The 20,592-nt window shown below is 41.6% G+C and carries 20 protein-coding genes and 1 pseudogene; 9 read left to right on the top strand and 12 right to left on the bottom strand.

The features are described from left to right. Nucleotides 1-150 precede the first annotated feature (150 nt). Nucleotides 151-1,524 carry an N-acetylglucosamine-specific PTS transporter subunit IIBC gene (nagE, locus tag DFO73_RS01385; protein ID WP_110062999.1) on the bottom strand — a complete coding sequence of 458 codons (1,374 nt, stop codon included), beginning with the start codon at nt 1,522-1,524 and terminating at the stop codon, nt 151-153. A 445-nt stretch (nt 1,525-1,969) separates the two neighbouring features. Here nagE and nagB point away from each other — a divergent pair, with 445 nt between their 5' ends. The 3 genes from nagB to DFO73_RS01370 are packed head-to-tail and all read left to right on the top strand — an operon-like array spanning nt 1,970 to nt 3,657. Further along, nucleotides 1,970-2,707 carry a glucosamine-6-phosphate deaminase gene (gene nagB, locus DFO73_RS01380; RefSeq protein ID WP_181395914.1) on the top strand — a complete coding sequence of 246 codons (738 nt, stop codon included), beginning with the start codon at nt 1,970-1,972 and terminating at the stop codon, nt 2,705-2,707. 18 nt (nt 2,708-2,725) lie between these two features. Further along, nucleotides 2,726-3,463: an SIS domain-containing protein gene (locus DFO73_RS01375; RefSeq protein ID WP_110062997.1), complete on the top strand. Its 738-nt coding sequence runs from the start codon at nt 2,726-2,728 to the stop codon at nt 3,461-3,463. Between the two features lie 20 nt (nt 3,464-3,483). After that, nucleotides 3,484-3,657, top strand: coding sequence for an aspartyl-phosphate phosphatase Spo0E family protein (locus DFO73_RS01370; RefSeq protein WP_258309139.1), 174 nt, complete (start codon nt 3,484-3,486; stop codon nt 3,655-3,657). 40 nt (nt 3,658-3,697) lie between these two features. On the opposite strand, the gene DFO73_RS01365 is transcribed toward DFO73_RS01370, so the two are convergent. The 4 genes from DFO73_RS01365 to DFO73_RS01350 all read right to left on the bottom strand — a co-directional run bounded on the left by DFO73_RS01365 (nt 3,698) and on the right by DFO73_RS01350 (nt 8,430). Beyond that, nucleotides 3,698-5,638 (bottom strand): ABC transporter permease, encoded by a 1,941-nt coding sequence (locus DFO73_RS01365; protein ID WP_110062996.1) that lies wholly within the window; start codon nt 5,636-5,638, stop codon nt 3,698-3,700. Further along, on the bottom strand, nt 5,628-6,389 hold the full coding sequence (locus DFO73_RS01360) for an ABC transporter ATP-binding protein (RefSeq protein ID WP_110062995.1): 762 nt from the start codon (nt 6,387-6,389) through the stop codon (nt 5,628-5,630). The genes DFO73_RS01365 and DFO73_RS01360 overlap by 11 nt, the downstream gene beginning before the upstream one ends. A gap of 348 nt (nt 6,390-6,737) precedes the next feature. Then, a complete protein-coding gene (locus DFO73_RS01355; protein WP_110062994.1) occupies nt 6,738-7,742 on the bottom strand; it encodes a sensor histidine kinase in 1,005 nt (334 codons plus the stop codon). Beyond that, complete coding sequence (locus tag DFO73_RS01350; RefSeq protein ID WP_110062993.1) at nt 7,735-8,430, bottom strand: response regulator transcription factor; 696 nt, start codon at nt 8,428-8,430, stop codon at nt 7,735-7,737. Before DFO73_RS01350 ends, DFO73_RS01355 begins: the two co-directional genes overlap by 8 nt. A 77-nt stretch (nt 8,431-8,507) precedes the next feature. Between DFO73_RS01350 and DFO73_RS29095 the strand changes: the two are divergent. Then, nucleotides 8,508-8,644: pseudogene (locus DFO73_RS29095) on the top strand (sulfite exporter TauE/SafE family protein); the annotation flags it as partial. 13 nt (nt 8,645-8,657) lie between these two features. Then, complete coding sequence (locus tag DFO73_RS01345; RefSeq protein WP_110062992.1) at nt 8,658-9,209, top strand: hypothetical protein; 552 nt, start codon at nt 8,658-8,660, stop codon at nt 9,207-9,209. 255 nt (nt 9,210-9,464) lie between these two features. Here the strand turns inward: DFO73_RS01345 and DFO73_RS01340 are convergent, their stop codons facing one another. The 3 genes from DFO73_RS01340 to DFO73_RS01330 form a co-directional block, all read right to left on the bottom strand. After that, nucleotides 9,465-10,676 (bottom strand): MFS transporter, encoded by a 1,212-nt coding sequence (locus tag DFO73_RS01340; protein ID WP_110062991.1) that lies wholly within the window; start codon nt 10,674-10,676, stop codon nt 9,465-9,467. A 4-nt stretch (nt 10,677-10,680) separates the two neighbouring features. Further along, complete coding sequence (locus tag DFO73_RS01335; RefSeq protein WP_309042957.1) at nt 10,681-11,040, bottom strand: MarR family winged helix-turn-helix transcriptional regulator; 360 nt, start codon at nt 11,038-11,040, stop codon at nt 10,681-10,683. 216 nt (nt 11,041-11,256) lie between these two features. Next, entirely contained in the window at nt 11,257-12,528 is a 1,272-nt protein-coding gene (locus DFO73_RS01330; protein ID WP_181395877.1) for an MFS transporter, read from the bottom strand. Between the two features lie 329 nt (nt 12,529-12,857). Here DFO73_RS01330 and DFO73_RS01325 point away from each other — a divergent pair, with 329 nt between their 5' ends. The 4 genes from DFO73_RS01325 (at nt 12,858) to DFO73_RS01310 (ending at nt 16,045) form a co-directional block, all read left to right on the top strand. Further along, the gene (locus DFO73_RS01325; RefSeq protein WP_110062988.1) at nt 12,858-13,592 is read left to right on the top strand and encodes a GTP pyrophosphokinase; all 735 of its coding nucleotides are present in this window, start codon (nt 12,858-12,860) and stop codon (nt 13,590-13,592) included. Nucleotides 13,593-13,606: 14 nt separating this feature from the next. After that, nucleotides 13,607-14,032, top strand: coding sequence for a DUF5392 family protein (locus DFO73_RS01320; protein WP_110062987.1), 426 nt, complete (start codon nt 13,607-13,609; stop codon nt 14,030-14,032). 13 nt (nt 14,033-14,045) lie between these two features. Then, nucleotides 14,046-14,654, top strand: a complete 609-nt coding sequence (locus DFO73_RS01315) for a TetR/AcrR family transcriptional regulator (RefSeq protein WP_110062986.1) — start codon at nt 14,046-14,048, stop codon at nt 14,652-14,654. A gap of 125 nt (nt 14,655-14,779) precedes the next feature. Next, nucleotides 14,780-16,045 carry an L-lactate MFS transporter gene (locus tag DFO73_RS01310; protein ID WP_110062985.1) on the top strand — a complete coding sequence of 422 codons (1,266 nt, stop codon included), beginning with the start codon at nt 14,780-14,782 and terminating at the stop codon, nt 16,043-16,045. A 216-nt stretch (nt 16,046-16,261) separates the two neighbouring features. Here DFO73_RS01310 and DFO73_RS28385 read toward each other — a convergent pair whose 3' ends face one another. The 4 genes from DFO73_RS28385 to fdhF are packed head-to-tail and all read right to left on the bottom strand — an operon-like array spanning nt 16,262 to nt 20,139. Then, complete coding sequence (locus DFO73_RS28385) at nt 16,262-16,402, bottom strand: hypothetical protein (RefSeq protein ID WP_181395876.1); 141 nt, start codon at nt 16,400-16,402, stop codon at nt 16,262-16,264. A 41-nt stretch (nt 16,403-16,443) separates the two neighbouring features. Next, nucleotides 16,444-16,659, bottom strand: coding sequence for a heavy-metal-associated domain-containing protein (locus DFO73_RS01305; protein ID WP_181395875.1), 216 nt, complete (start codon nt 16,657-16,659; stop codon nt 16,444-16,446). Nucleotides 16,660-16,667: 8 nt separating this feature from the next. After that, nucleotides 16,668-17,174 carry a DUF1641 domain-containing protein gene (locus tag DFO73_RS01300; protein ID WP_110062983.1) on the bottom strand — a complete coding sequence of 169 codons (507 nt, stop codon included), beginning with the start codon at nt 17,172-17,174 and terminating at the stop codon, nt 16,668-16,670. Next, nucleotides 17,149-20,139 carry a formate dehydrogenase subunit alpha gene (gene fdhF, locus DFO73_RS01295; RefSeq protein ID WP_110062982.1) on the bottom strand — a complete coding sequence of 997 codons (2,991 nt, stop codon included), beginning with the start codon at nt 20,137-20,139 and terminating at the stop codon, nt 17,149-17,151. Before fdhF ends, DFO73_RS01300 begins: the two co-directional genes overlap by 26 nt. Between the last annotated feature and the right edge of the window lie 453 nt (nt 20,140-20,592).

Below are 20,592 nucleotides of genomic sequence, written 5' to 3'. Positions count from 1 at the left end.
AAAAGAAGAAACCCTTATACCTGTAAAGGTTAAGGGTTTTATTGCGTTTTTGTTACAAAGATTATGTTCTGGAAATAGAGCAGAAGGCAATGGTGTGGTCAAAATAAATAAAAAACAGTGTCCGGGAGGGGACACTGTTTTTTTGAAATATTAATCTTTTTTCCTCTTCATAGCATCGGCAACAAACTCTACTTCGGTACCGACAATGATTTGCAAATTGGTTTTGCTAAGCTTCATAATCCCTTTTGCGCCATGTGCCTTTAAAGAGTTTTCTTGCACTTTATCCATATCTTTAATGTTTAGACGAAGGCGTGTTGCACAGTTATCAATTGAAGTGATATTCTCTTTGCCGCCAATATCATTGATAAAATGGCTGGCCATAACTTCATATTTGTTATTTCCTTCAACAACATTTGCTTCCTGATCTTCCTGAATGTCATCATCCTCTCGTCCAGGAGTTTTCAGGTTGAGCGCTTTAATTAATCCATAGAAAATCACGAAATACAGAACCGCATATATAGCACCGATTCCAAGCAGTAAAACAGGCTTTTCGGCAATATTAAAGTTCAAGGCAAAGTCAATAGCTCCAGCCGAGAAGGTGAAACCATCGCGGATTCCCAATAAGGTTGTCACCCACATAGAGATCCCGGTTAAAAGCGCGTGCACACCGTAAAGAAGCGGTGCAATGAACATAAATGAGAACTCAATCGGTTCTGTTATACCTGTTAGGAAAGAGGTTAAAGCCAAACCGATAAACATACCGGACACGGCTTTTCTTTTTTCCGGTTTTGCCGCAGCGATAATGGCAAATGCGGCAGCAGGCAGTCCAAACATCATAACAGGGAAGAATCCGGTCATATATGCTCCGGCTGATGGGTCTCCCGCAAAGAAACGGGCGATATCTCCATTAACCCCTTCAAATTCCCCAAATTGGAACCAAAACAGGCTGTTTAATACATGGTGAAGGCCTAAAGGTATAAGCAAACGGTTTAAGAATCCAAAAAGTCCTGATCCTACCGCACCCAATCCAATAATCCAGTTGCCCAATCCGTCAATGGCACCCTGGATTGGAGGCCAAGCAAAGCCGGCAATGGCAGCCAAAAGAATCATTGTAACAGATGTGATGATCGGCACGAATCTGCGGCCGCTGAAGAAACCAAGCCATTCCGGGAGCTTAATATCGTGAAAGCGGTTGTATAATAATCCAGCAATAATACCAGCAATAATCCCGCCAAGCACACCCATATTGATGTTTTCATCGATCGCAGCTGCACCTTCTGTTAAAACTAGAAAGCCGATTGCTCCGGATAGGGCGGCAGCGCCGTTATTGTCTTTTGCAAATCCCATTGCTACCCCTATAGCAAAAATCAATGCCAGGTTGGCAAAAATAGCATTACCTGCATTAGCGATAAATTCTATGCCTAATAAATCTTCTTGTCCAAAGCGAAGTAAAAGGCCTGCAGCGGGCAGGACGGCAATTGGAAGCATCAATGCCTTTCCAATCCGTTGTAAAAATCCTAACATGTCTATCTCTCCTTTATTATAAAGTAAAATTAAGAAAGCGTTTTATCGAACTGTCGTTATCATACCAAAATATTAATATAGTTGTCTATACCAATATCCAAAGAAAAAATTAAAATTTATCATCTGTAAAACAGGGAGGTTGAGGTAGAACATTCTTAGAAAAGATCCCAATTTAATAATTGGTATAGACAACTATACTGAATGGTGATACTATACATATCGTAAAGTAATGAAAGAAAAAAATAGAGATCATTTTATCTTGTATAAAGATGTGGAAATATATACGGAAGATAGCGAAAATGGAAAGGCAAATCGAGCCAGAAATGTTGAACGCCTTCTGTTATTCAATCTAATTTAAAGGAAAGTTTGATTCTTGAAGATCAAATAGATCCAAATATGACAATTTGCAGGGGAAAAATCGCCTAAAGCAAGGAGGAAATAAATGATGAACATTTTAAAAGTGACAAATTATGAAGAAATGAGCAAAACTGCCGCTGATTATATCATTAATAAAGCTCGCCAAAACCCTAATATTACGCTGGGGTTGGCAACCGGAGGCTCGCCAGTTGGAACCTATAAGAATCTGATTCAAGACCACATCCAAAACGGCACATCCTACAACAATGTTACCACCTTTAATTTAGATGAATATATCGGGCTTTCCGGGGAGAATCCAAATAGCTATCGCTATTTTATGAACTCGATTCTATTCGATCATTTGGATATTCAAAAGAAAAATACACATATTCCAAGCGGTGTCGCCAAGGATGTGCAAGAGGAATGTCTGAATTATGAAGGTATGCTGAAACACCATGGCGGCATTGATCTTCAAATTTTGGGCATTGGAAGCAATGGCCATATCGGCTTTAATGAACCGGGTACACCATTTTCTTCTAAAACTCAAATTGTTGATTTAGCTCCTTCTACAAGGGAAGCGAATGCCAGATTTTTTTCAAATATAAATGAAGTGCCGACCCAGGCGATCACCATGGGGATATCGACCATTATGCAAAGCAGGGAAATCCTTCTGCTTGTCTCTGGAGAATCAAAAAGTGAAGCTGTCCAGCAGCTTTTGTATGGAGAGATAGATGAACAATTTCCAGCGTCTGTTCTTAGACTGCATCCCAATGTCAAAATTATCGTCGATGAAGCCGCTCTTGCCGGTTCAAGGGTGAAAGTATAAAACAGGGGGTTTTTGATCATGCTTGGACAATACCTGAAAGAAATTAAGGGGCTATTAGACGTAATTGAAAAAGATGAAGAACAAAACTTGAAAAAAGCTGCAAAGGCTGTTGCGGAATGCATCCAAAACAATGGGATAATTCATGTCTTTGGCTGCGGGCACTCCCATATGCTCGGAGAAGAGCTATTTTACCGGGCAGGAGGGCTTGCTCCTATTAACCCTATTTTAATAGAGGATTTAATGCTCCACAAAGGGGCAGTCCGTTCCTCGACTTTCGAAAAACAAAACGATTATGCTGATCAATTTATGCAAAACGTTGATATACGAGCCAATGATGCAGTGATTGTCGCCTCTACATCTGGGAGAAATCCTGTTCCGATCGATGTTGCTGAAATATCAAAGGCGAAGGGAGCTTTTGTCATTGCTGTAACTTCTCCACGCTATGCTGAAACTCAATCCTCCCGGCATAAAAGCGGAAAGTACCTGTATACCTCCGTGGATTTGGCCATTGATAATCATATTGAAGAAGGGGATGCACTGATGAAACACCCATCCATGGGTGCCAGTTTTGGCTCAGCATCCTCCATTGCCGGTTTTGCCATCGTCAACAGTATAATGGTTGACGCCGTTGAAATTATGCTTGAGAATCAGTATGAGCCACCTGTCTTCAAAAGCGGGAATGTGGATGGAGCGGAAGACCATAACCGGGAACTGGTTGAAAAGTATAAAAAGAGGATTCCGATTCTGGAAGGTTAACTTGTATTTTGGGGTAATTTATGAAGAATAGATATGAAAATATGAAATTAATCCAAGAAATTGAAGAAGCCAGACAAGCTATGATCGAGAGTATAAAATCCAGGGGCTTGGCAGATAGACAGACCTTGGAATTAAGCCAGCAGTTGGATGACCTAATTTTTTATGCCCAAAAAATGAAAAGGTTCCGATATTAAAAAAACCGCCCCGGACGCAGATCCTGAGCGGTTTTTCCATCTAAAGCACATCTTTTATGACTTTTTTCGAATATAACACAGATAAAATACCAAAAATCGAGTATAGGATGGTGTATAGCACCATTACTAAAATCATCGGCGTCCAAAGTTCACTTCCGAAGAAGAACCAGCCAGACTTTACGGCGAAATAGCTATGCATCAATCCGATTACAAGGGGAATCCCGAAGTTAAAAACCTGTTTCGCTTGAATTCCGCGCAGTAAGTCTCCCTGAGAAAAACCAATCTTCCGCAAAATCGTGTAGTTTGGTTTCTCATCTTCACTTTGATCCATTTGTTTAAAATAAAGAATGCAGCCCGATGTAACCAGGAAGGTTAATCCAAGGAATCCGACAATGAACATGATTAATCCCATATTTGCTTTTTGGGTGTTGCTCATCTCCAGCTGGGAATCAGTTCTTCCACTGAACTCCATTTCCTTGAATAGCTCATTTCCTTTTTCAACATTGTTTTTATCAGTCAAATTAATTCCGATAAATACGGAATGCTCAAGCTGGACTTCGGGATTAAGATCAGCCTTTAATTGTGAGTATACTGTGTCATCCACAATAGCTACCGGCATGCCGCCGCCTGTAAAATAAAAAGGAAGGACAAATTCCTCGTTTAAGCCCAAATAGTTTTGTTTAATACGGATAGTTTTCCCTTTAAATTCAATTTCGCCGGTATCCTTGAGCGTCATAAATTTTTGCAGCATATCATTATAACCCGTCAGCAACGTTTCTTCAGAATCAAGTTCGATGCCAGGAATGGACTTTTCACTTACAACCGGCAGAATCATATTGGATGACTTTAAATTCATTTCATCCAGATTTACATCCAGTATGCTCTCCATATTGGCCTCTGCCTGCAGGACCTCAATTCTTTTTTCCATAAAGTCCATTCCTGCTGATTCAAGAGCTTTTGTAAACTTTGCTGCATCATCATGATTTGTCATCGTAAAGTGGGCGGGAAGGCTATCTTCTGCCGATTTTTCCGCCGAATAAAAGGAAATATAACTCAGTGACAACAGCCCAATGGCCAATGCAGATACAGTTGTAATGATTGTTAATAACAACGCATTCGATTTCATACGGAACATAATCGATGATAATGATAAAACTTCATTTACATTCAAATAGCCATCTTTCTTTTTACGGATCATGTTGGCAATAAAGCTGACAGACCCTTTATAGAAAAGATACGTACCGATAATGACTGATGCGAGAATGAATGTCATCGCCAGGAAGAGTTCATTCATGCTTGTAAAATCACCGCCAAAAAGCAGGGAAGAGACATAATAGCCGGAAATGATCATGGCAATCCCCAAGACACCCATAAGCATTTCCCAAAGTGAAAGCTTCTTAACTTTTCCTTCAGCGACTGAAACCACCCTGAATAGGGAGAGGATGGTTTGTCTTTTAATAAAAGTGAAGTTCATCAGCATGATCAAAACATAAATCACTGTAAAAACAATCATTGTCAACAAAAGTGCCTCAACGGAAAAGTGCAATGCCGCGACACCTGTAACTCCTGTCATCTTAAAAAGAATCATAAGAATCAATTTTGAAACAGAAAATCCAATAAAGATTCCGATAACAAGAGAACCGAAATACAGCAGCAAATTTTCAAGGCTCAGAAGCTTAAATATTTCATTCTTTGTCATCCCGATTAGTTGAAAGAGGCCAATTTCTTTGCTCCGCCTTTTTATAAAAATACTATTGGCGTAAAGAAGAAAGATAGAAACAATCGCGACAAGCAGAATGGATGCAGTTCGGATTGCAGCAGCACCCTTGATGGAGCCCTTCGCTTCAGTCATCGCAGGATCGTATTGCAGTGTGACAAAAGCGAAATAAAGAGCAACACTGAAGATAAGTGCGAACACATAGAGATAGTAATTTTTAAGATTCTTTTTCAGATTACGGAGTATGAGTGTATTAATGCTCATGCTGGACACCGCCCAATACGCCCTGCGTTTTCATAATATCTTTAAAGAAGGTCTGTCTGGATTGGCCGCCCTTATTCAGCTGCGTATAAATCTGGCCATCTTTTATGAAAATCACTCGGCTGCAGTAGCTCGCTGCGACCGGATCATGCGTAACCATGATGATCGTCGCGTTACGCTTATGATTCAAATCGCTAAGTTTATTCAATAAATCGGAAGCGGATTTCGAATCAAGTGCGCCGGTCGGTTCATCAGCAAAGATGATGCTTGGTTCATGAATAAACGCACGGGCAGCTGAAGTCCGCTGCTTTTGGCCGCCGGAAATTTCATTTGGGTATTTATCTTTGAGTTCGAAAATGCCCAGCTCATTTGCTACAGCTGCAAACTTTTCATCTGCTGCTTTTTTTGACGTTTTGCTGATTGAAAGGGGAAGGAGGATATTTTCTTTTACAGTCAGCGTATCCAGGAGATTATATTCCTGAAATATAAAGCCTAAATGCTCTTTGCGGAACTGGGCCAGCTGCTTTTCCTTCAGGCTGGTCATTTCTTCTCCTTCGATCTTAATTTCTCCGGAGCTCACACGGTCAATCGAGGAAAGCACATTTAGCAACGTAGTTTTACCCGAACCCGAAGCACCCATAATGCTGACAAATTCACCTGTCTCAATCTGCAGATCAATCCCTTTCAGGACTTCCTGTTTATTAAATTTATTGCCATAGCTTTTATAAATTTTGTTGGCTTCTAGAACTGCCATATTTTCCATCCTTTCTACTGTCTAGCTCCGGCGCCTTGCCAATTTTCATCCTGAACTGCATTCTTGAATATCTTGCAAGGAGCATGATTTGAAGAATGATGCTTCAAGCAGCTCGGGGTCATAAGCCAAATCACTTCAGAAATCAGGATTTCCTGCGTGATTCGTCTTATGCCTTTCGGATTTGCACGGATGTGTTGTCGTCAACGTTCGCCACAGGACGTGGCGGCTCTTAGTTGAAGTCCCTATTTAAGGCGCTTCCGCTTTTCTTTGATAGCTTTATTATAAAAGCGATCACTACGCACTTCCTTCGATTGAGCGAACAAACAGCAAAAGCATGTGACATTTTTGTCACATGCCTGTTATGCTGACAAATTCGTTTCGTTTAGGGAATATCAGCGTAAAAGTTGAACTTTTTCTTGGCTCGGACTCCACCAGTATATTTATCTTCAGAGGTTCCGCTGCTTTTTTCGCCAAATATAAGCCCATTCCGGTAGCAGCTTTGTCCTGGTGGTTTACTGTTGAAGTAAAGCCTTTTTCAAAAATGCGCGGCAAGTCCTTTGGGTCAATGCCCCTGCCGAAGTCCCTGAACTCCATGATCACTTGCCCGTCTCTTTGAAAACTTAAGACGCTGATATCTGATTCTTCACTATACTTTACAGCGTTGGTCAAAATCTGCCGGATGATAAAACTGAGCCATTTTGCATCGCTAAGAACCTCGGTTTCTTCTAACTCAACCTCAAATCCGATTCCTTTTTGCATGCACCAGGATTGCAGAGATTTTATCTCTGTGAAAATAATATCCTCTAAATTTGTTCTTTCAATGTATAAATCATTTTCCATAAAAGGAATTCGCTTTTGATGAAGCTGCTGGTCAAGAAGCAGGTGGATGCGCAGCCACTCATAGGTTAATGCTGTCTTTAGATTATGGTCACCGAGCCGGTCAATCATGAGGTGCATCGCTGTCAGCGGGGTTTTAACCTCATGGATCCACGACAGCAAGTCATCTTTTTCCTGCTCAAGCAGCGTACGATTTTGGGTATGCTCTCGTTTAAATCGTTCAGTTTGATTAACAATACTAGATTCAACAATTTCTTCAAAAGGGCTGCCTGGTTCAGGCATGCTAGCCATATCCAGATTTTCCTCACGTTCCTCAATCGCTTTATAAAATTTCGTTTCTTTCTGAAAACGAAGAATGAAAAATCCGATAAAAATTAGAAGCGATAAAAAGCTGCAGTATAGGAAAGGCTTTAGGGATATTGCAGAATCTATGAAAATGATAAAAGCAGCAAGAATCTGCAGAAACAAAAAAAGCAGGATCCAGCTCAGCCGTTCTCTGACATATCTGCTAAACATGTGATGGATCCTCTTCGGTCGCCATATAACCCTGTCCGACTTTCGTTTCAATCCTGCTTCCCAGCCCAATTTCATCCAGCTTTTTTCGCAAACGGTTTACATTCACTGTCAGTGTATTATCACTGATGAACCGCTTATCATCCCAAAGGCTATTGATAATCTCGTCCCTGCAGACAATCTGATTTTTCCGCTCAATCAGCAATTTTAATATGTATATTTCATTTTTAGTCAATTCAATGCTCCCGGCTTCAGCTGTGACCGTGTTTTTTTCATAATCTACAGTCGCACCGCACCATGTTTTCAGTCTATTTTGTACCGCACTGTAGTTATAAACGCGGCGAAGTATGGCCTGTATTTTTGCAATTAAAACATCAAAGTGAAAGGGTTTCTGAATAAAATCGTCTGCACCAAGCTGCATCGACATGACCATATCAGTAGGGTGGTCACGCGATGACAGGAAAATGATTGGCACATTCGAATGCGAGCGAATCATCCGGCACCAATGAAAGCCATCAAACTTCGGCAGCTGAATATCAATGATCACCAAATCCGGTTCAATGCAGGAAAACTCCTGCATCACCTTGCTGAAATCCTGAATCCCATATACATCATAAGACCATTGTGACAACCGGTCTTTAACCTCGTTAAAAAGCGAGGTATCATCCTCAACTAATAACAGTTTAAACATAGAACGCACCACTCTTTTGCTTATTCTTTCCATTATTGTATATGAAAACCTGGAGGTGTGCCAGATTCAGAAGCCTGGCATTGCCATTAGTTCTCATGGGCCTGTTTACCGGGCAAATAATATTTGCTAAAATAAATCAACGTTTTTTCGGATTTTCACTTACATAATATTATTGTTTACCGGACTTTACCTGCTTGCTGAAAGTTTAAAATAAGGGAGGAAAAAAGATGGAAGAGAAAATAGAAGCCTATTTTAACGACCTCCAATCCGAGGATAAAAATGCCCAATATGAGGCGTACAATCAAATAATAAAGGCCGCCATGGAAAAAGCGGACTGGGCTTATGAAGTATGGGAAGGCCTTAAGGGAGACCTTACACATAAAGACAATCACGCCCGTTCACGAGCTGCGCAATTTCTGAGCTATTTAGCGATTAGTGACCCTGAAAAGAGAATGCTAAAAGACTTTCCAGAGGTCTGGGAAGTGACAAAAGACAAAAAATTTGTCACCGCTAGACACACTCTTCAGGCCATTTGGAGAATCGCCCTTGCTGGACCGGAGCAAAAAGAAATGGTTTTACAGCAACTCTCGGACCGCTATAAAAATTGCAGGGACGAAAAGAATTACACGCTTATTCGCTTTGATATTATTCAGGGGCTGCGGAACTTGTATGATGTAACGAAGGAAGAAGACGTAAAGCAACTTGCACTTGAGTTAATGGAAAGGGAGGAAGACGAGAAATATAAAAAGAAATATGCCGGCGTGTGGAAAAAATCATAATATGGAAAAAAGATTTTTCACTGTGTTCCGTCGTGCCTTCATCAAGAGTCCATACCCTTTTTTATTAGTTTTTGAAATGTGTACTTTGTCATTTTATATAGGAATATAAAAACTAGGAACTGATCGATTCAGTTCTTTTTTTATTGGCATAAGTTACACAATTTAATTGATTTTAATGAACACCAACTCATCATACTCTGCTATCACAGCCTGTAATCGCGTAATAAAGAACCGGGTCCCATACCCGGTTCTTTATTACGCGGATGCTGAAGTATCAAAACTTGCTTTCCCTGCACTTTCCTTTTTCCCATGAAGAACATAATATAGTCCAGATGTTAAGAGTATTAAAACGGCCATCATGCTATAAAGTGCGCTGTACCCCGTAACTGGGATGATGAATCCCAGCAAATAAGGGCCGAATCCCAATCCAGCATCAAGAAAAATAAAGAAGGTTGAAGTCGCCAATCCCATTCGGTGGGTGGGTGTCAGTTTAACTGCAACAGCCTGGGTGCAGGATTGCATGTTTCCGAATCCAAATCCGATCAACGCTCCTGCCAATAGCAGGGTGAAGCTGCTGCTGGCTATGCTTAACACGAACATACCTGCTGCAAATATGACAAAAGCGGGGTACATGACATAATTGGCGCCTTTTACATCCATCAAGCGGCCAGTAAAAGGGCGGGAAACTAAAACCGCTGCAGAGTATACCAGAAAGAAGAAGCTTGCAGCGCTTACTAAATCAATCTCCATCGCGTAAAAGTTGATAAACGAAAGGACGCCGGAATAACCGAATGCAATCGCCAAGGTTATAAATGCGATCGGAACTGCCTTTGGTTCAACAAAGTTTGAAATTTTGAAGGTTTTTCCCTCTGGTGTAGTATTTGAAGAAGCTTCAATTGGCGGCACGTATAAGAAGAATGCGGTGAATAGCGCAAAAACGCCCAAAGCCAGACAGAAGAGAAAGATCGTTTGAAACGATACTTGCTGCATCATAAATAATCCTATGAATGGCCCAACGGCAGTTGCCAGTGTGGCACTCATGCTGTAGTAGCCAATTCCTTCTCCTTTACGCATAGCCGGAATAATTTGCGCAACGATGGTTCCGGTCGCTGTACTTGCCATTCCCAGTGCAATGCCGTGAACGAATCGGTTAATCAAAAGAAAAGTAATGCCGATATTCACAAAATATAATAGTGTGGTCAGTGTAAAAAAGATTAATCCTATATATAACGTCTTTTTGCGTCCAATTGCATCAATGGCACGGCCGATATATAGTCTGCCAATCAGCGTTCCAATAATAAAAATACCGGTTACGAGTCCAGCCTGACTTGTCGTTGCACCATAATGATTGACTGCAAAAACGGCAATCGTCACCATCAATAAATAGAAAATTAGTGTTAAGAAAAAATTGACCGATGAAACAATGATAAAGTCTTTTGTCCACAGTTTAGGTCTAGGCTGATTCAATTTTTCACTCTCCCTGCTGCATTAAATTTTTCCGAATTTCGCTCATTAGGCGAATTCCCTCCTGCAGTTCCTCCTCAGTTATTCCTTTTAAAATTTCCTGTTCGAATTCATCAATTGTCACACGGACTTCCAGGTAGATTCTTTTCCCGATTTCGGTAAGCTGCATTCTTTTTTCTCGTTTGTCCTTTGTTGGAACAGGTTCCAAATAGCCCATTTCTTCCAATTTATTAATGGTCCTTGTTACAGTGGGTTTTTCAACCCCGAGGTAGTTAGAAAGCCCTACAAGTGTTGCAGAACCTTCATTAAACAAGTAATACAGGATGGACCATTGTGCTCTGAATAAATTGTGTTTGCTTAGCTCCACGTTCAGCCTGTTTTCAAAAGGGCGGTACATTAAAACAAGCCGGTGGAAGAATTTTTGAAAAGTCTTAATCTGGACAACCTCCTAAAATAGTTACTCAAAGTAATAGTTACGAAGAGTAACTAAATTAATAATTTTTATTATACAGCTGCAAATAGGGAAATGTAAATAGGCTGGAAAGCAAAAAAAAAGCCTAATCTTAGGCTAAGCAGCCAGTGATTACGCTCCGCTTTTAATGTGCTGTGCTGTATGCAGTTTTGCTTTTTTTAGATAATGATGCAGTATAAGGCTGATCAGGGAACCCAATAAGCAGGAGAAAGCGGAAAGAACAAAGGCGTGTGCATAGGAGCTTGTTAAATTCAGAATATAACCGATGATGATAGGGCCAACTAATTGCCCGATACCAAAGAAAAGTGTTAAAAACCCGATCGCACTTGATACTTGTGTTTGATTAACAAATTCCGCTGTACTTGCCAGAATAATGGCAGGGGTTCCCCATAATGTAATACTGTAAAGAATCGCCAGTGCCATTAAATCGCTGCTGTTCCCGGAAAAACTAAAACCCAGCAGGAAAAGCATTTGCAGAAAGAAAACAAGAGATAATGAAGTCAGCCGACCGAGGCGGTCTGAAATCGATCCCCACAAAAATCCGCTGATAATACTGATAAAACCGGCTATCGCAAATATTCTTCCTGCAAGGAGACTGCTAATTCCAAAGTCAATCAGAAAGTCTACCAGAAAGGTCGTGAACATAATATAGCTGAATCCCCAAAAGAAATAACAAATACCGATTATCCATACCATAGGATTTTTGTAAACAGAGTGCAGGCTGCTGGTGATTAATTTGGGTGAAGCATTTTTATTTATACTTTCATTTGAATGGCCAACAGGCAGATCTCCTATGTCGCTTGGATGGCTTTTTAAAAAGAAAATATTCAATATGGAAATAGCCAGCACCAGGATTGCCAGAAGCACCCAGCTGATTCTCCAGCCAGAACCAATACTCGAAGTGACGATCATCGGAACAGCTACCCCAGAGAAAACAATTCCCAAACCATTGCCGGCATTCAGAATGCCTAAAGCCATACCTCTTTTTCGCGGAGAAAACCAAGAAGACACTACCCCCATTGAGGCAACATTCGCCCCTCCTGAACCAATCCCAATGAAGAAGCTTGAAAGATAGGCTGAAATAAACCCTGTACTTAAAGACGTTGCAATCATACCCAGGAATATAACCCATAAAAAAACGATAATCACTTTCTTTGCTGAGAACTTATTAACAAAATAGCCTGCAGTAAAAGCACACAAAACATACCCCAGGAAAATGGAAGAGGTTACCCATCCCGTTTCAATATAGTTCAGTTCTAGTCCGGCTTTCATAAATGGTAGAATAGCGCCATATGAAAACCTCCCTAAACCAAGGCATGCCAGCCCTGTTAAAACTGATAATAATAGTATTAGCCAGCCCCTATGTACTGTTTTTATATTCACCGTTTTCTCCTTTAAAGTGGTGGTGGAATTACTATAATTGTAACATATTTACAAAATAATTAAATAATTATGAATTTCATTCACTTTAGAATGGCATTTAAGTATATTTTGTGACATATTGTCATATTCGATTGACGTATGACAATATGTCATATACAATCCAGGTATAGAGATGACACTGTGTCATACCGAGGTGGAAGCTTTGAATCAGTCAAAAATACAAGCGCTGGTTATGAAATTGCAGAAGCAGGGAGTAAATGCTTCCCTATGCAAAAGGCCAGCCATTTCCGGACTAATTAAAAACACGGCAAAAACATAAAGGAGCCATTATGGTTACAAAAACACCGGATCATTACAATATGATGAAAACACTAAGGACAGATTTAGTACGATTTATGATGTCCTACAAATTTGCTCTTGAGGAAATCAATACAAAAATAAATATCTTAAAAGAGGAATTTCAGTACGTACACGACTATAACCCGATCGAACATGTGAAATCCCGTGTGAAGTCGGCAGAAAGCTTATTAAACAAACTGCAGAGAAAAGGCTTGGAGATTTCCATTGATTCCATCCAGCAAAATATCAGGGATATCGCAGGAGTACGCATTACATGTTCCTTTGTTTCCGATATTTACGAAATCAAAAATATGCTTGAAAGCCAAAAGGATATCACCGTTCTGGAATGCAAGGATTATATCCGGCATCCAAAGCCAAATGGATATCAAAGCCTGCATCTGATTGTCCAAATTCCGATTTTTATGTCAGACAGAGAAGAGCTTGTTCCTGTCGAAATCCAGATCCGCACAATTGCCATGGATTTCTGGGCCAGCCTGGAACACAAGATTTACTATAAGTACAATAAGGAAATCCCGCAAAGAATAGTGAATGAACTGAAAGAGGCTGCCGGTACTGCCGCACGCCTCGATCGGAAAATGGAGACGATCCATAAAGAAATGATACAGCTGAAGGAGCTTGCAGCGGAAGAAGAATCAAATGCACAAACTCCGCTCCAGCATGAGACCATACAGCGTTTACTAACTAATAAATTTAACAAAATATAAAGGAGAGCAGTTGCATGCAAATATGGACGGACATGCCGAATTTTGTAAAAAGAGAGCTTGAACAGCTGGAAGAAAAAGTTTCACCGTTCACAAAAAAAGCAGCCAGATATATTTTTTGGTCTACGCCTTTAATTATCCTATCAGTAATCAATTTAATGACATTGTTCTTTGCCATGCCTGACCAGGAGACCTCGCCGCTGGCTATTCTCATGTATGCCATTATGGGGGCGCTGGGTTTCGCCCTTTCTAAAGAGGGGAAGCACCAGCAGCAGGAAATCCAAAAAATAAGTACTGGGTATATAAAAGAACGGATTAATAAAAGCCAATGGGCATCTGATGATCTGAAGTCAAGATATCAGGCACTCATCAAAGAACAACCTCGGAAAGCGATTCCATATTTTATCCAGTTCTTAAAAGAGGAAAAAAGAGTTTGGCCGTAAGGAGGCACGATACATGCCCAAGATCACTTTTTTTAATTTGCCTGATGATAAGCGGAAAACATTAATAAGCGCAGCCAAAAAGGAATTTGCCCGTGTCCCGCTTTATCAGGCTTCAATATCCAATATTATTAAAGATGCAAAAATTCCACGAGGGAGCTTTTATCAATACTTTGAAGACAAAGAAGATGCCTTTTTCTTCTTATTAAATAACCATGTTGCTTCGTATAAAAGCCATTTTGTAGACACGCTTAAAAATAATAAAGGTGACATTTTCGAAGCGATGATCGAATTTTACAAAAGCATCATTACGGAAGAAAAAGAAAACCTTCAGTTTTTGCGAAATCTGTTTCTAAACATGACGCACCGCATTGAAAATGTTTTTGCCAGAAGCTTTGGCGAAACTGATCTCAACGAGGACTTTAAAAAAATCAGCATACTGATCAACCACGAAAACCTCAATATCAAAGACGAGCACGAACTTTTTCATATGATGCAAATTATCTCTTCCGTCACTTTTCATAATTTCGTGAAAAAATTTGCAGGAGAATTATCCTTTGAAGAAGCCCTAAATAATTATAAAACGGAAATCCATTTATTAAAAAAAGGTTTTATTTCAAGATAATTTAACAAAAAGCCTGTCTCTAAAAGGATTAGAGACAGGCTTTTTTGGGAAGGTAAAAAGTAGCATTAAGCTTATTCCTTGTTTAGGGGATAAATAAAATAATATATGTGGGAAAGGGGTTACTTATGGCTAACAAGAATAGATGGCTGATTGCCCTTTCGGCTGTAGCCATTCATCTATCCATTGGATCCGTTTATGCGTACAGTGTTTATCAGAATCCATTAAAGGAAGCGTTGGGATGGGAAAAAACCGATGTTTCCCTGGCATTTACGATTGCCATATTCATTCTTGGTGTGGCTGCTGCCTTTTTTGGCCGGTTTGTTGAAAAAAATGGACCAAGAAAGTCTGCCATGATTGCCGCGGTATTCTTCGGCATCGGAACAGTTGGAGCAGGTTTCGCCGTACAAATGGAAAATTACATTCTATTTCTTATCTTTTTTGGGGCCGTCGGAGGTTTAGGACTAGGCTTCGGCTATATTGCACCTGTATCCACATTGGTAAAATGGTTCCCAGACAGAAGGGGACTTGCAACTGGAATGGCCGTAATGGGCTTTGGTGCAGGAGCTCTTATTACAAGCCCAATCGCAAGCAGATTGATGATTGCTACATCCATCCCAACCACTTTTTACATCCTGGGAATTAGTTATTTTATCCTTATGATTGCAGGGGCGCTTTATATCGCGAAGCCGCCTGAAGGATGGAAGCCGGAAGGGATGGAAGAAAAGAACGAAGAACGTCCGGTAAAGGCTGACCTTGCCCAGCTGACTGCCAATGAGGCCATCAAAACAAGACGCTTCTGGCTTCTATGGATTATGATGTTCATTAACATCTCAGCAGGGATCATGATCTTATCGGTTGCTGCACCAATGGCCCAGGAAATCACCGGTGCCAGTGCCATCACCGCGGCAAGCATCGTCGGCATTATGGGACTCTTTAACGGCGGTGGAAGAATTGGATGGGCATCCGCATCCGACTATATCGGAAGAGGCAATACATACATGACCTTCTTTCTGATCCAGGTTGCAGCATTCTTCATTCTTCCGTTTATCACAAACTCATTTGTCTTTTCCGTTTTCCTCTACATCATCGTTTCGTGCTATGGAGGAGGATTTGCATCACTTCCAGCTTTTATCGGCGACCTATTCGGAACCAAACAGCTTGGCGCCATCCATGGCTACCTCCTGACATCCTGGTCCATCGCCGGTGTCGTAGGGCCCATGCTTGTATCCAATATTTACGAAGCAACCCAAAGCTACACCGTTACATTCTATGTATTCGGAACCATGCTAGCAATCGGCTTCATTGTTTCGCTCCTAATGAAGCGCGACATTAAAAAAATCAGAGCAACCAAAAAACAAAAAAGGACAAGCCAGCAGCTTGTCACAGAATAAAAGATAGGCTCCTTCCGAGTTAAGAGTCTTTTTTCTGTAAAAAAGGTAAGCCCCTTTCCCGAAAAGCAGGGGAAAGGGGCAGATGTTTTCCGTTTTGGAATGAACTGAATAAGGATATACAAAAACCGCATTTATCCTTTAAACTTGGCTGATTGCCAAAAATTAAATAAGCGATTCCACATGGATCCTTTTAACGAATTTGAATTTGCTGATACCTTATTCCTGTTTTCGATTACCGAGAGTCAAAGGATGAATTCGGTCATGGGTACAATCAGGACACACATCCAAAATATCAAAGCTATATTCATCTTCTTCAGTTTCATCTCTGCGGCCGCAGATTTCACATACTCTTGCCAAATGAACCCCTCCTTAGGGTAAAGATCCTCTTCGTTTGAATCTTATTGATCAGTTGAAAGAATGTTATAACCGCAATCTTTTACCGCCTGCTCAAAATCCATAAAGGAGGCAGCGTCTTCATCAAAGGAGATAACCGCTTCGCCATTCTTTGGATTCAGCTTTACTTTGCGGACACCCCATACATCGTTCAATGCCTGATTTAATCTTTCTTCATCACCTATATCCAAATTTTCAATTGATATTGTTCGTGTAATCAAGGCAGCATTCACTCTCCTGTTTTATAATGTGTATGCTTTTTGCCCATTTCCTTGCCCATCCCCTTTAGAAAACCAAGCATCGAATTAATCGCCAAATTGGCATCAGGGTCCCGCAGCGCTTTAATAAGTCCCCACATGCTGCGTTTTTCGTTTTTCTTCATGACATCGGCAGACTTATCCAGGCCTTTCGTGACTGCATTCATCATAATATTCATCTGCTGTGGATCGAGAGAGCCAAGGAAATCGACTGTGTTAAACCCATTGCGGATAATGTTGTGCATATTGGGCTGGTTTACCTGCTCAATAGCAATGGCAGCTACTTTTTCCTTCGAATGCAAAAAGCCCTGGATGATATCGAGTATACCTGCCTTTTGAAGCTGGCTGATGATATCAATGGCACTAGAGATTGCTTCACGATTTTCGGCGAGCTGCTCCAATAGTGCTGCTATATCCTGTGCCTGTTCTTCCTGAGCTGATGGCTGAACCAGCTCAATTTGCTTGATCGCTTTCGCCATCGTAGAGACCCTCCCTTTTCAGCATTTCTGGAATGGAGATAAAATCATCGCGATTCCATTTTTTCTCCGTCTCAACTCCAATATGCGGCTGCGGGTTGCCAAAGCGGAAATTGTGGTGCGGAAGCGGGGAATCGCCCTCCAATTCAAGCACTTCCATTTTTACCTGCATTTCTTTGTAGTTCGGGGTATGTGTGATCTTGTCATGATAGCTGCTTGTCAGCTTGTTGACCGCACCTTTTCCTTCGGTTGTATGCATTGGCAAATAGAGTTCCTTGCCTTTAACCTGATCTGTCACCCAAACTTTTACTTTAACATGGCCGTAAGGGGAGGTCAGACGGACAAGGCTGCCCGTTTGAATATTTCTTTCCTCTGCCAGTTCTGGTGATACTTCAAGCCAAAGCTCCGGCACTTTATAAGAAATGCCTTCAGATTGAAAGGTCATATTGCCTTCATGGAAGTGTTCAAGAATCCGTCCATTGTTCAGGTGAAGATCGTACTCCTCGCCAGCTGTGAATGGAGGTGTCCAATCCACTGTAATGAGGCGCGCTTTTCCGTCAGGGAAGCCGAACCTGTCAGTAAAGAGCAAGGGTGTATCGGTTCCATCGGCAGCCACTGGCCACACCAGGCTCTCCCAATTTTCCAAACGTTTGTAGCTAACTCCGGCAAATGAAGGGGTTAGCATTGCGGCTTCATCCATAATTTCGCTCGGGTCTTTATAATTCCAGCTGGCTCCCAGTTTATTTGCAAGCTCCTGGAAAATATGCCAATCCGGTTTGCTGTCACCCAGCGGCTCAAAAACCTTATAAAATCTTTGGATGCGCCGTTCCGTATTCGTAAACGTACCGTCTTTCTCAAGGCTTGGAGCTGCAGGAAGAACGACATCTGCAAATTGGGCCGTTTTTGAGAAGAAAATATCCTGCACAACAAAGAATTCAAGTTTTTCAAACGCCTCATGGACATAGTTGATATTGGAATCAACCAAGCCCATTTCCTCGCCAAATAGGTACATTCCTTTTACTTTGCCTGCCTGGATTGCTTCAACGATTTGATGATTATTCAAACCAGGCTTCTTAGGAAGGTCCGTTCCCCACGCTTTTTCAAAACGGCTGCGGATTTCATCATTTTCAATCGGCTGATATCCAGGAAGCCATGATGGCATCGTGCCAAAATCACTTGCTCCCTGAACGTTATTATGGCCGCGCAGCGGATAAGCGCCAGCGCCAGGTTTTGCAAAATTGCCTGTAATTAATAGCAGATTGGCAATCGCTGTACTTGTATCCGTACCGCCCAAGTGCTGCGTAACGCCCATCGCCCATAATATACAGGTTCCTTTGGACTCATGAATCATGGTTGCAATTGTAATTAAGGTCTCCTTTGAGATCCCGGTGATTTCTTCTGCATACTCAAGGGTAAATTTATCAAGCGACTTGGTATATTCATCAACATGGTTAACGCGGTTATTGAGAAACTCGCGATCTTCCCACCTTTGGTCAACGATATATTTGGTGACCGCTGAAAGCCATACTAGATCCGTTCCCGGCTTTGGATGGATGTGCAAATCCGCTCTGTCTGCCAGATCGTTTTTCCGAAGATCCGCTACAATCAGCTTTTGATCTGCCAGTTTATTAGACCGTTTAATTCTGGTTGCCAGAACAGGGTGGGATTCGGCCGGGTTGGCACCAACTACGATAACTAACTCAGAGCTTGCGATATCCTTCATTGTTCCAGAATCGCCGCCAATGCCTACTGTACGAATAAGCCCCATGGATGCAGGCGTTTGGCAGTATCTTGAACAGTTATCGATATTATTTGTTTTAAAAACAGATCGGGCCAGCTTCTGGAATAGATAGTTTTCCTCATTTGAACATTTTGAGGATGCAATAAACCCGAGTGCATTTGCTCCATCTTCTTCTTTGATCTTTAGGAATTTTTCAGCAATAAGAGAAAGGGCTTCATCCCATGTCGCTTCATAAAATTTCTCGCCTTTTCTGATTAAAGGTTTTGTTAAGCGTTCTTTGCTGTTCACAAAGCTCCAGCCAAACTTTCCTTTTACACAGGTAGAAATGCCATTAACAGGGGCATCAGGCAGCGGCTGGATTTTTAAAATTTCCCGATCCTTCGTCCAAACCTCGAAGCTGCACCCGACTCCGCAATAAGTGCATACGGTCTTTGTCCGCTCAATCCGCGCTTCACGCATCGCTGCTTCCACATTGGAAATCGCAAAAATCTCCTTATATCCTGGTTCAACTTCTTTCGTTAAATCAATCATCGGCTCAAGAAGCGGCTTTGGAATATTGGTTAAGTAACCCGCCTTGCCGAGCATTGATTTTTCCATTAACGCATTACAAGGACATACCGTCACACAATGACCGCATGAAACACAGGAAGATTCATTAATCGGAACATCATTATCCCAAATGACGCGCGGCTGCTCCCGGTCCCATGCGATACTCAGCACCTCGCTGACCTGCAGATCCTGGCACGCCTCCACGCAAAGCCCGCACAGAATACACTGATCCGGCTCATACCGGTAAAAGGGATTTGAATTATCCTGTGGATAAGGCTTCGGTTTAAACTCATACTTCTGATGCTCAATCTGAAAATGCTCTGCCGTATTATGTACCACACAGTTGCCGTTATTATTGTCGCAAACCGTACAATAAAGCTCATGGTTTTTTAAAATCCGGGACATCCCCTCAAGCTGGGCTCCCTTTGCCAGCTCGGAAACAGAGCTTACCTTCATATCCGGTTCTGCAGGCGTAGCACAGGAGCGTCTCAGCTCACCATTAATCTCCACATAACACGTATCACAGGTCTGAATCACCCCAACCCCCAAATCAGGCTGAGTCGAACAAATTCCCGGCAAAAAATGATTAAAATCCCGCGCAGCTTCAAAGATCGATTGCCCCGTCCGAGCCTCTATCTCCTTATCATCGATATAAAAAGTAAATCTTTCCTCGCCCATACGACACCACCTAATCAAAAGTACCTTACAAAAAAGTATTTGCTAAAAGTGGAAATTGTATAACAGATTTCCCGGATTTAACTGAAGGAGGGAAGGGGAGGAAAAATGGTCGTTAATAGCCCGGATTAACGACCATGTAGGTGGCAGAGGGGGAAAAACGGTCGTTAATAGCCCGGATTAACGCCGATATTACAGGCAGAGGGGGAAAAACGGTCGTTAATAGCCCGGATTAACGCCGATATTGCAGGCAGAGGAGGAAAAACCGTCGTTAATACCCCGGATTAACGCCCATGTTGCAGGCAGAAGAGGAAAAACCGTCGTTAATACCCCGGATTAACGCCCATGTTGCAGGCAGAAGAGGAAAAACCGTCGTTAATACCCCGGATTAGCGCCCATATTGCAGGCAGAAGAGGAAAAACCGTCGTTAATATCCAGATTACACTCAGAATGCAA

The organism is Cytobacillus oceanisediminis, from assembly GCF_003182355.1.
GTDB lineage: Bacteria > Bacillota > Bacilli > Bacillales > Cytobacillaceae > Cytobacillus > Cytobacillus oceanisediminis_A.
The sequence above is the reverse complement of the archived record's forward strand: the minus strand, read 5'-3'. Positions and strand labels throughout refer to the sequence as shown.

Excerpts from the sequence above, each read along its gene's own strand:
- nagE (WP_110062999.1), bottom strand. The coding sequence starts at position 1,524 with ATGTTAGGATTTTTACAACGGATTGGAAAGGCATTGATGCTTCCAATT.
- nagB (WP_181395914.1), top strand. The coding sequence starts at position 1,970 with ATGAACATTTTAAAAGTGACAAATTATGAAGAAATGAGCAAAACTGCC.
- DFO73_RS01375 (WP_110062997.1), top strand. The coding sequence starts at position 2,726 with ATGCTTGGACAATACCTGAAAGAAATTAAGGGGCTATTAGACGTAATT.
- DFO73_RS01370 (WP_258309139.1), top strand. The coding sequence starts at position 3,484 with ATGAAGAATAGATATGAAAATATGAAATTAATCCAAGAAATTGAAGAA.
- DFO73_RS01365 (WP_110062996.1), bottom strand. The coding sequence starts at position 5,638 with ATGAGCATTAATACACTCATACTCCGTAATCTGAAAAAGAATCTTAAA.
- DFO73_RS01360 (WP_110062995.1), bottom strand. The coding sequence starts at position 6,389 with ATGGCAGTTCTAGAAGCCAACAAAATTTATAAAAGCTATGGCAATAAA.
- DFO73_RS01355 (WP_110062994.1), bottom strand. The coding sequence starts at position 7,742 with ATGTTTAGCAGATATGTCAGAGAACGGCTGAGCTGGATCCTGCTTTTT.
- DFO73_RS01350 (WP_110062993.1), bottom strand. The coding sequence starts at position 8,430 with ATGTTTAAACTGTTATTAGTTGAGGATGATACCTCGCTTTTTAACGAG.
- DFO73_RS01345 (WP_110062992.1), top strand. The coding sequence starts at position 8,658 with ATGGAAGAGAAAATAGAAGCCTATTTTAACGACCTCCAATCCGAGGAT.
- DFO73_RS01325 (WP_110062988.1), top strand. The coding sequence starts at position 12,858 with ATGGTTACAAAAACACCGGATCATTACAATATGATGAAAACACTAAGG.
- DFO73_RS01320 (WP_110062987.1), top strand. The coding sequence starts at position 13,607 with ATGCAAATATGGACGGACATGCCGAATTTTGTAAAAAGAGAGCTTGAA.
- DFO73_RS01315 (WP_110062986.1), top strand. The coding sequence starts at position 14,046 with ATGCCCAAGATCACTTTTTTTAATTTGCCTGATGATAAGCGGAAAACA.
- DFO73_RS01310 (WP_110062985.1), top strand. The coding sequence starts at position 14,780 with ATGGCTAACAAGAATAGATGGCTGATTGCCCTTTCGGCTGTAGCCATT.
- DFO73_RS01300 (WP_110062983.1), bottom strand. The coding sequence starts at position 17,174 with ATGGCGAAAGCGATCAAGCAAATTGAGCTGGTTCAGCCATCAGCTCAG.
- fdhF (WP_110062982.1), bottom strand. The coding sequence starts at position 20,139 with ATGGGCGAGGAAAGATTTACTTTTTATATCGATGATAAGGAGATAGAG.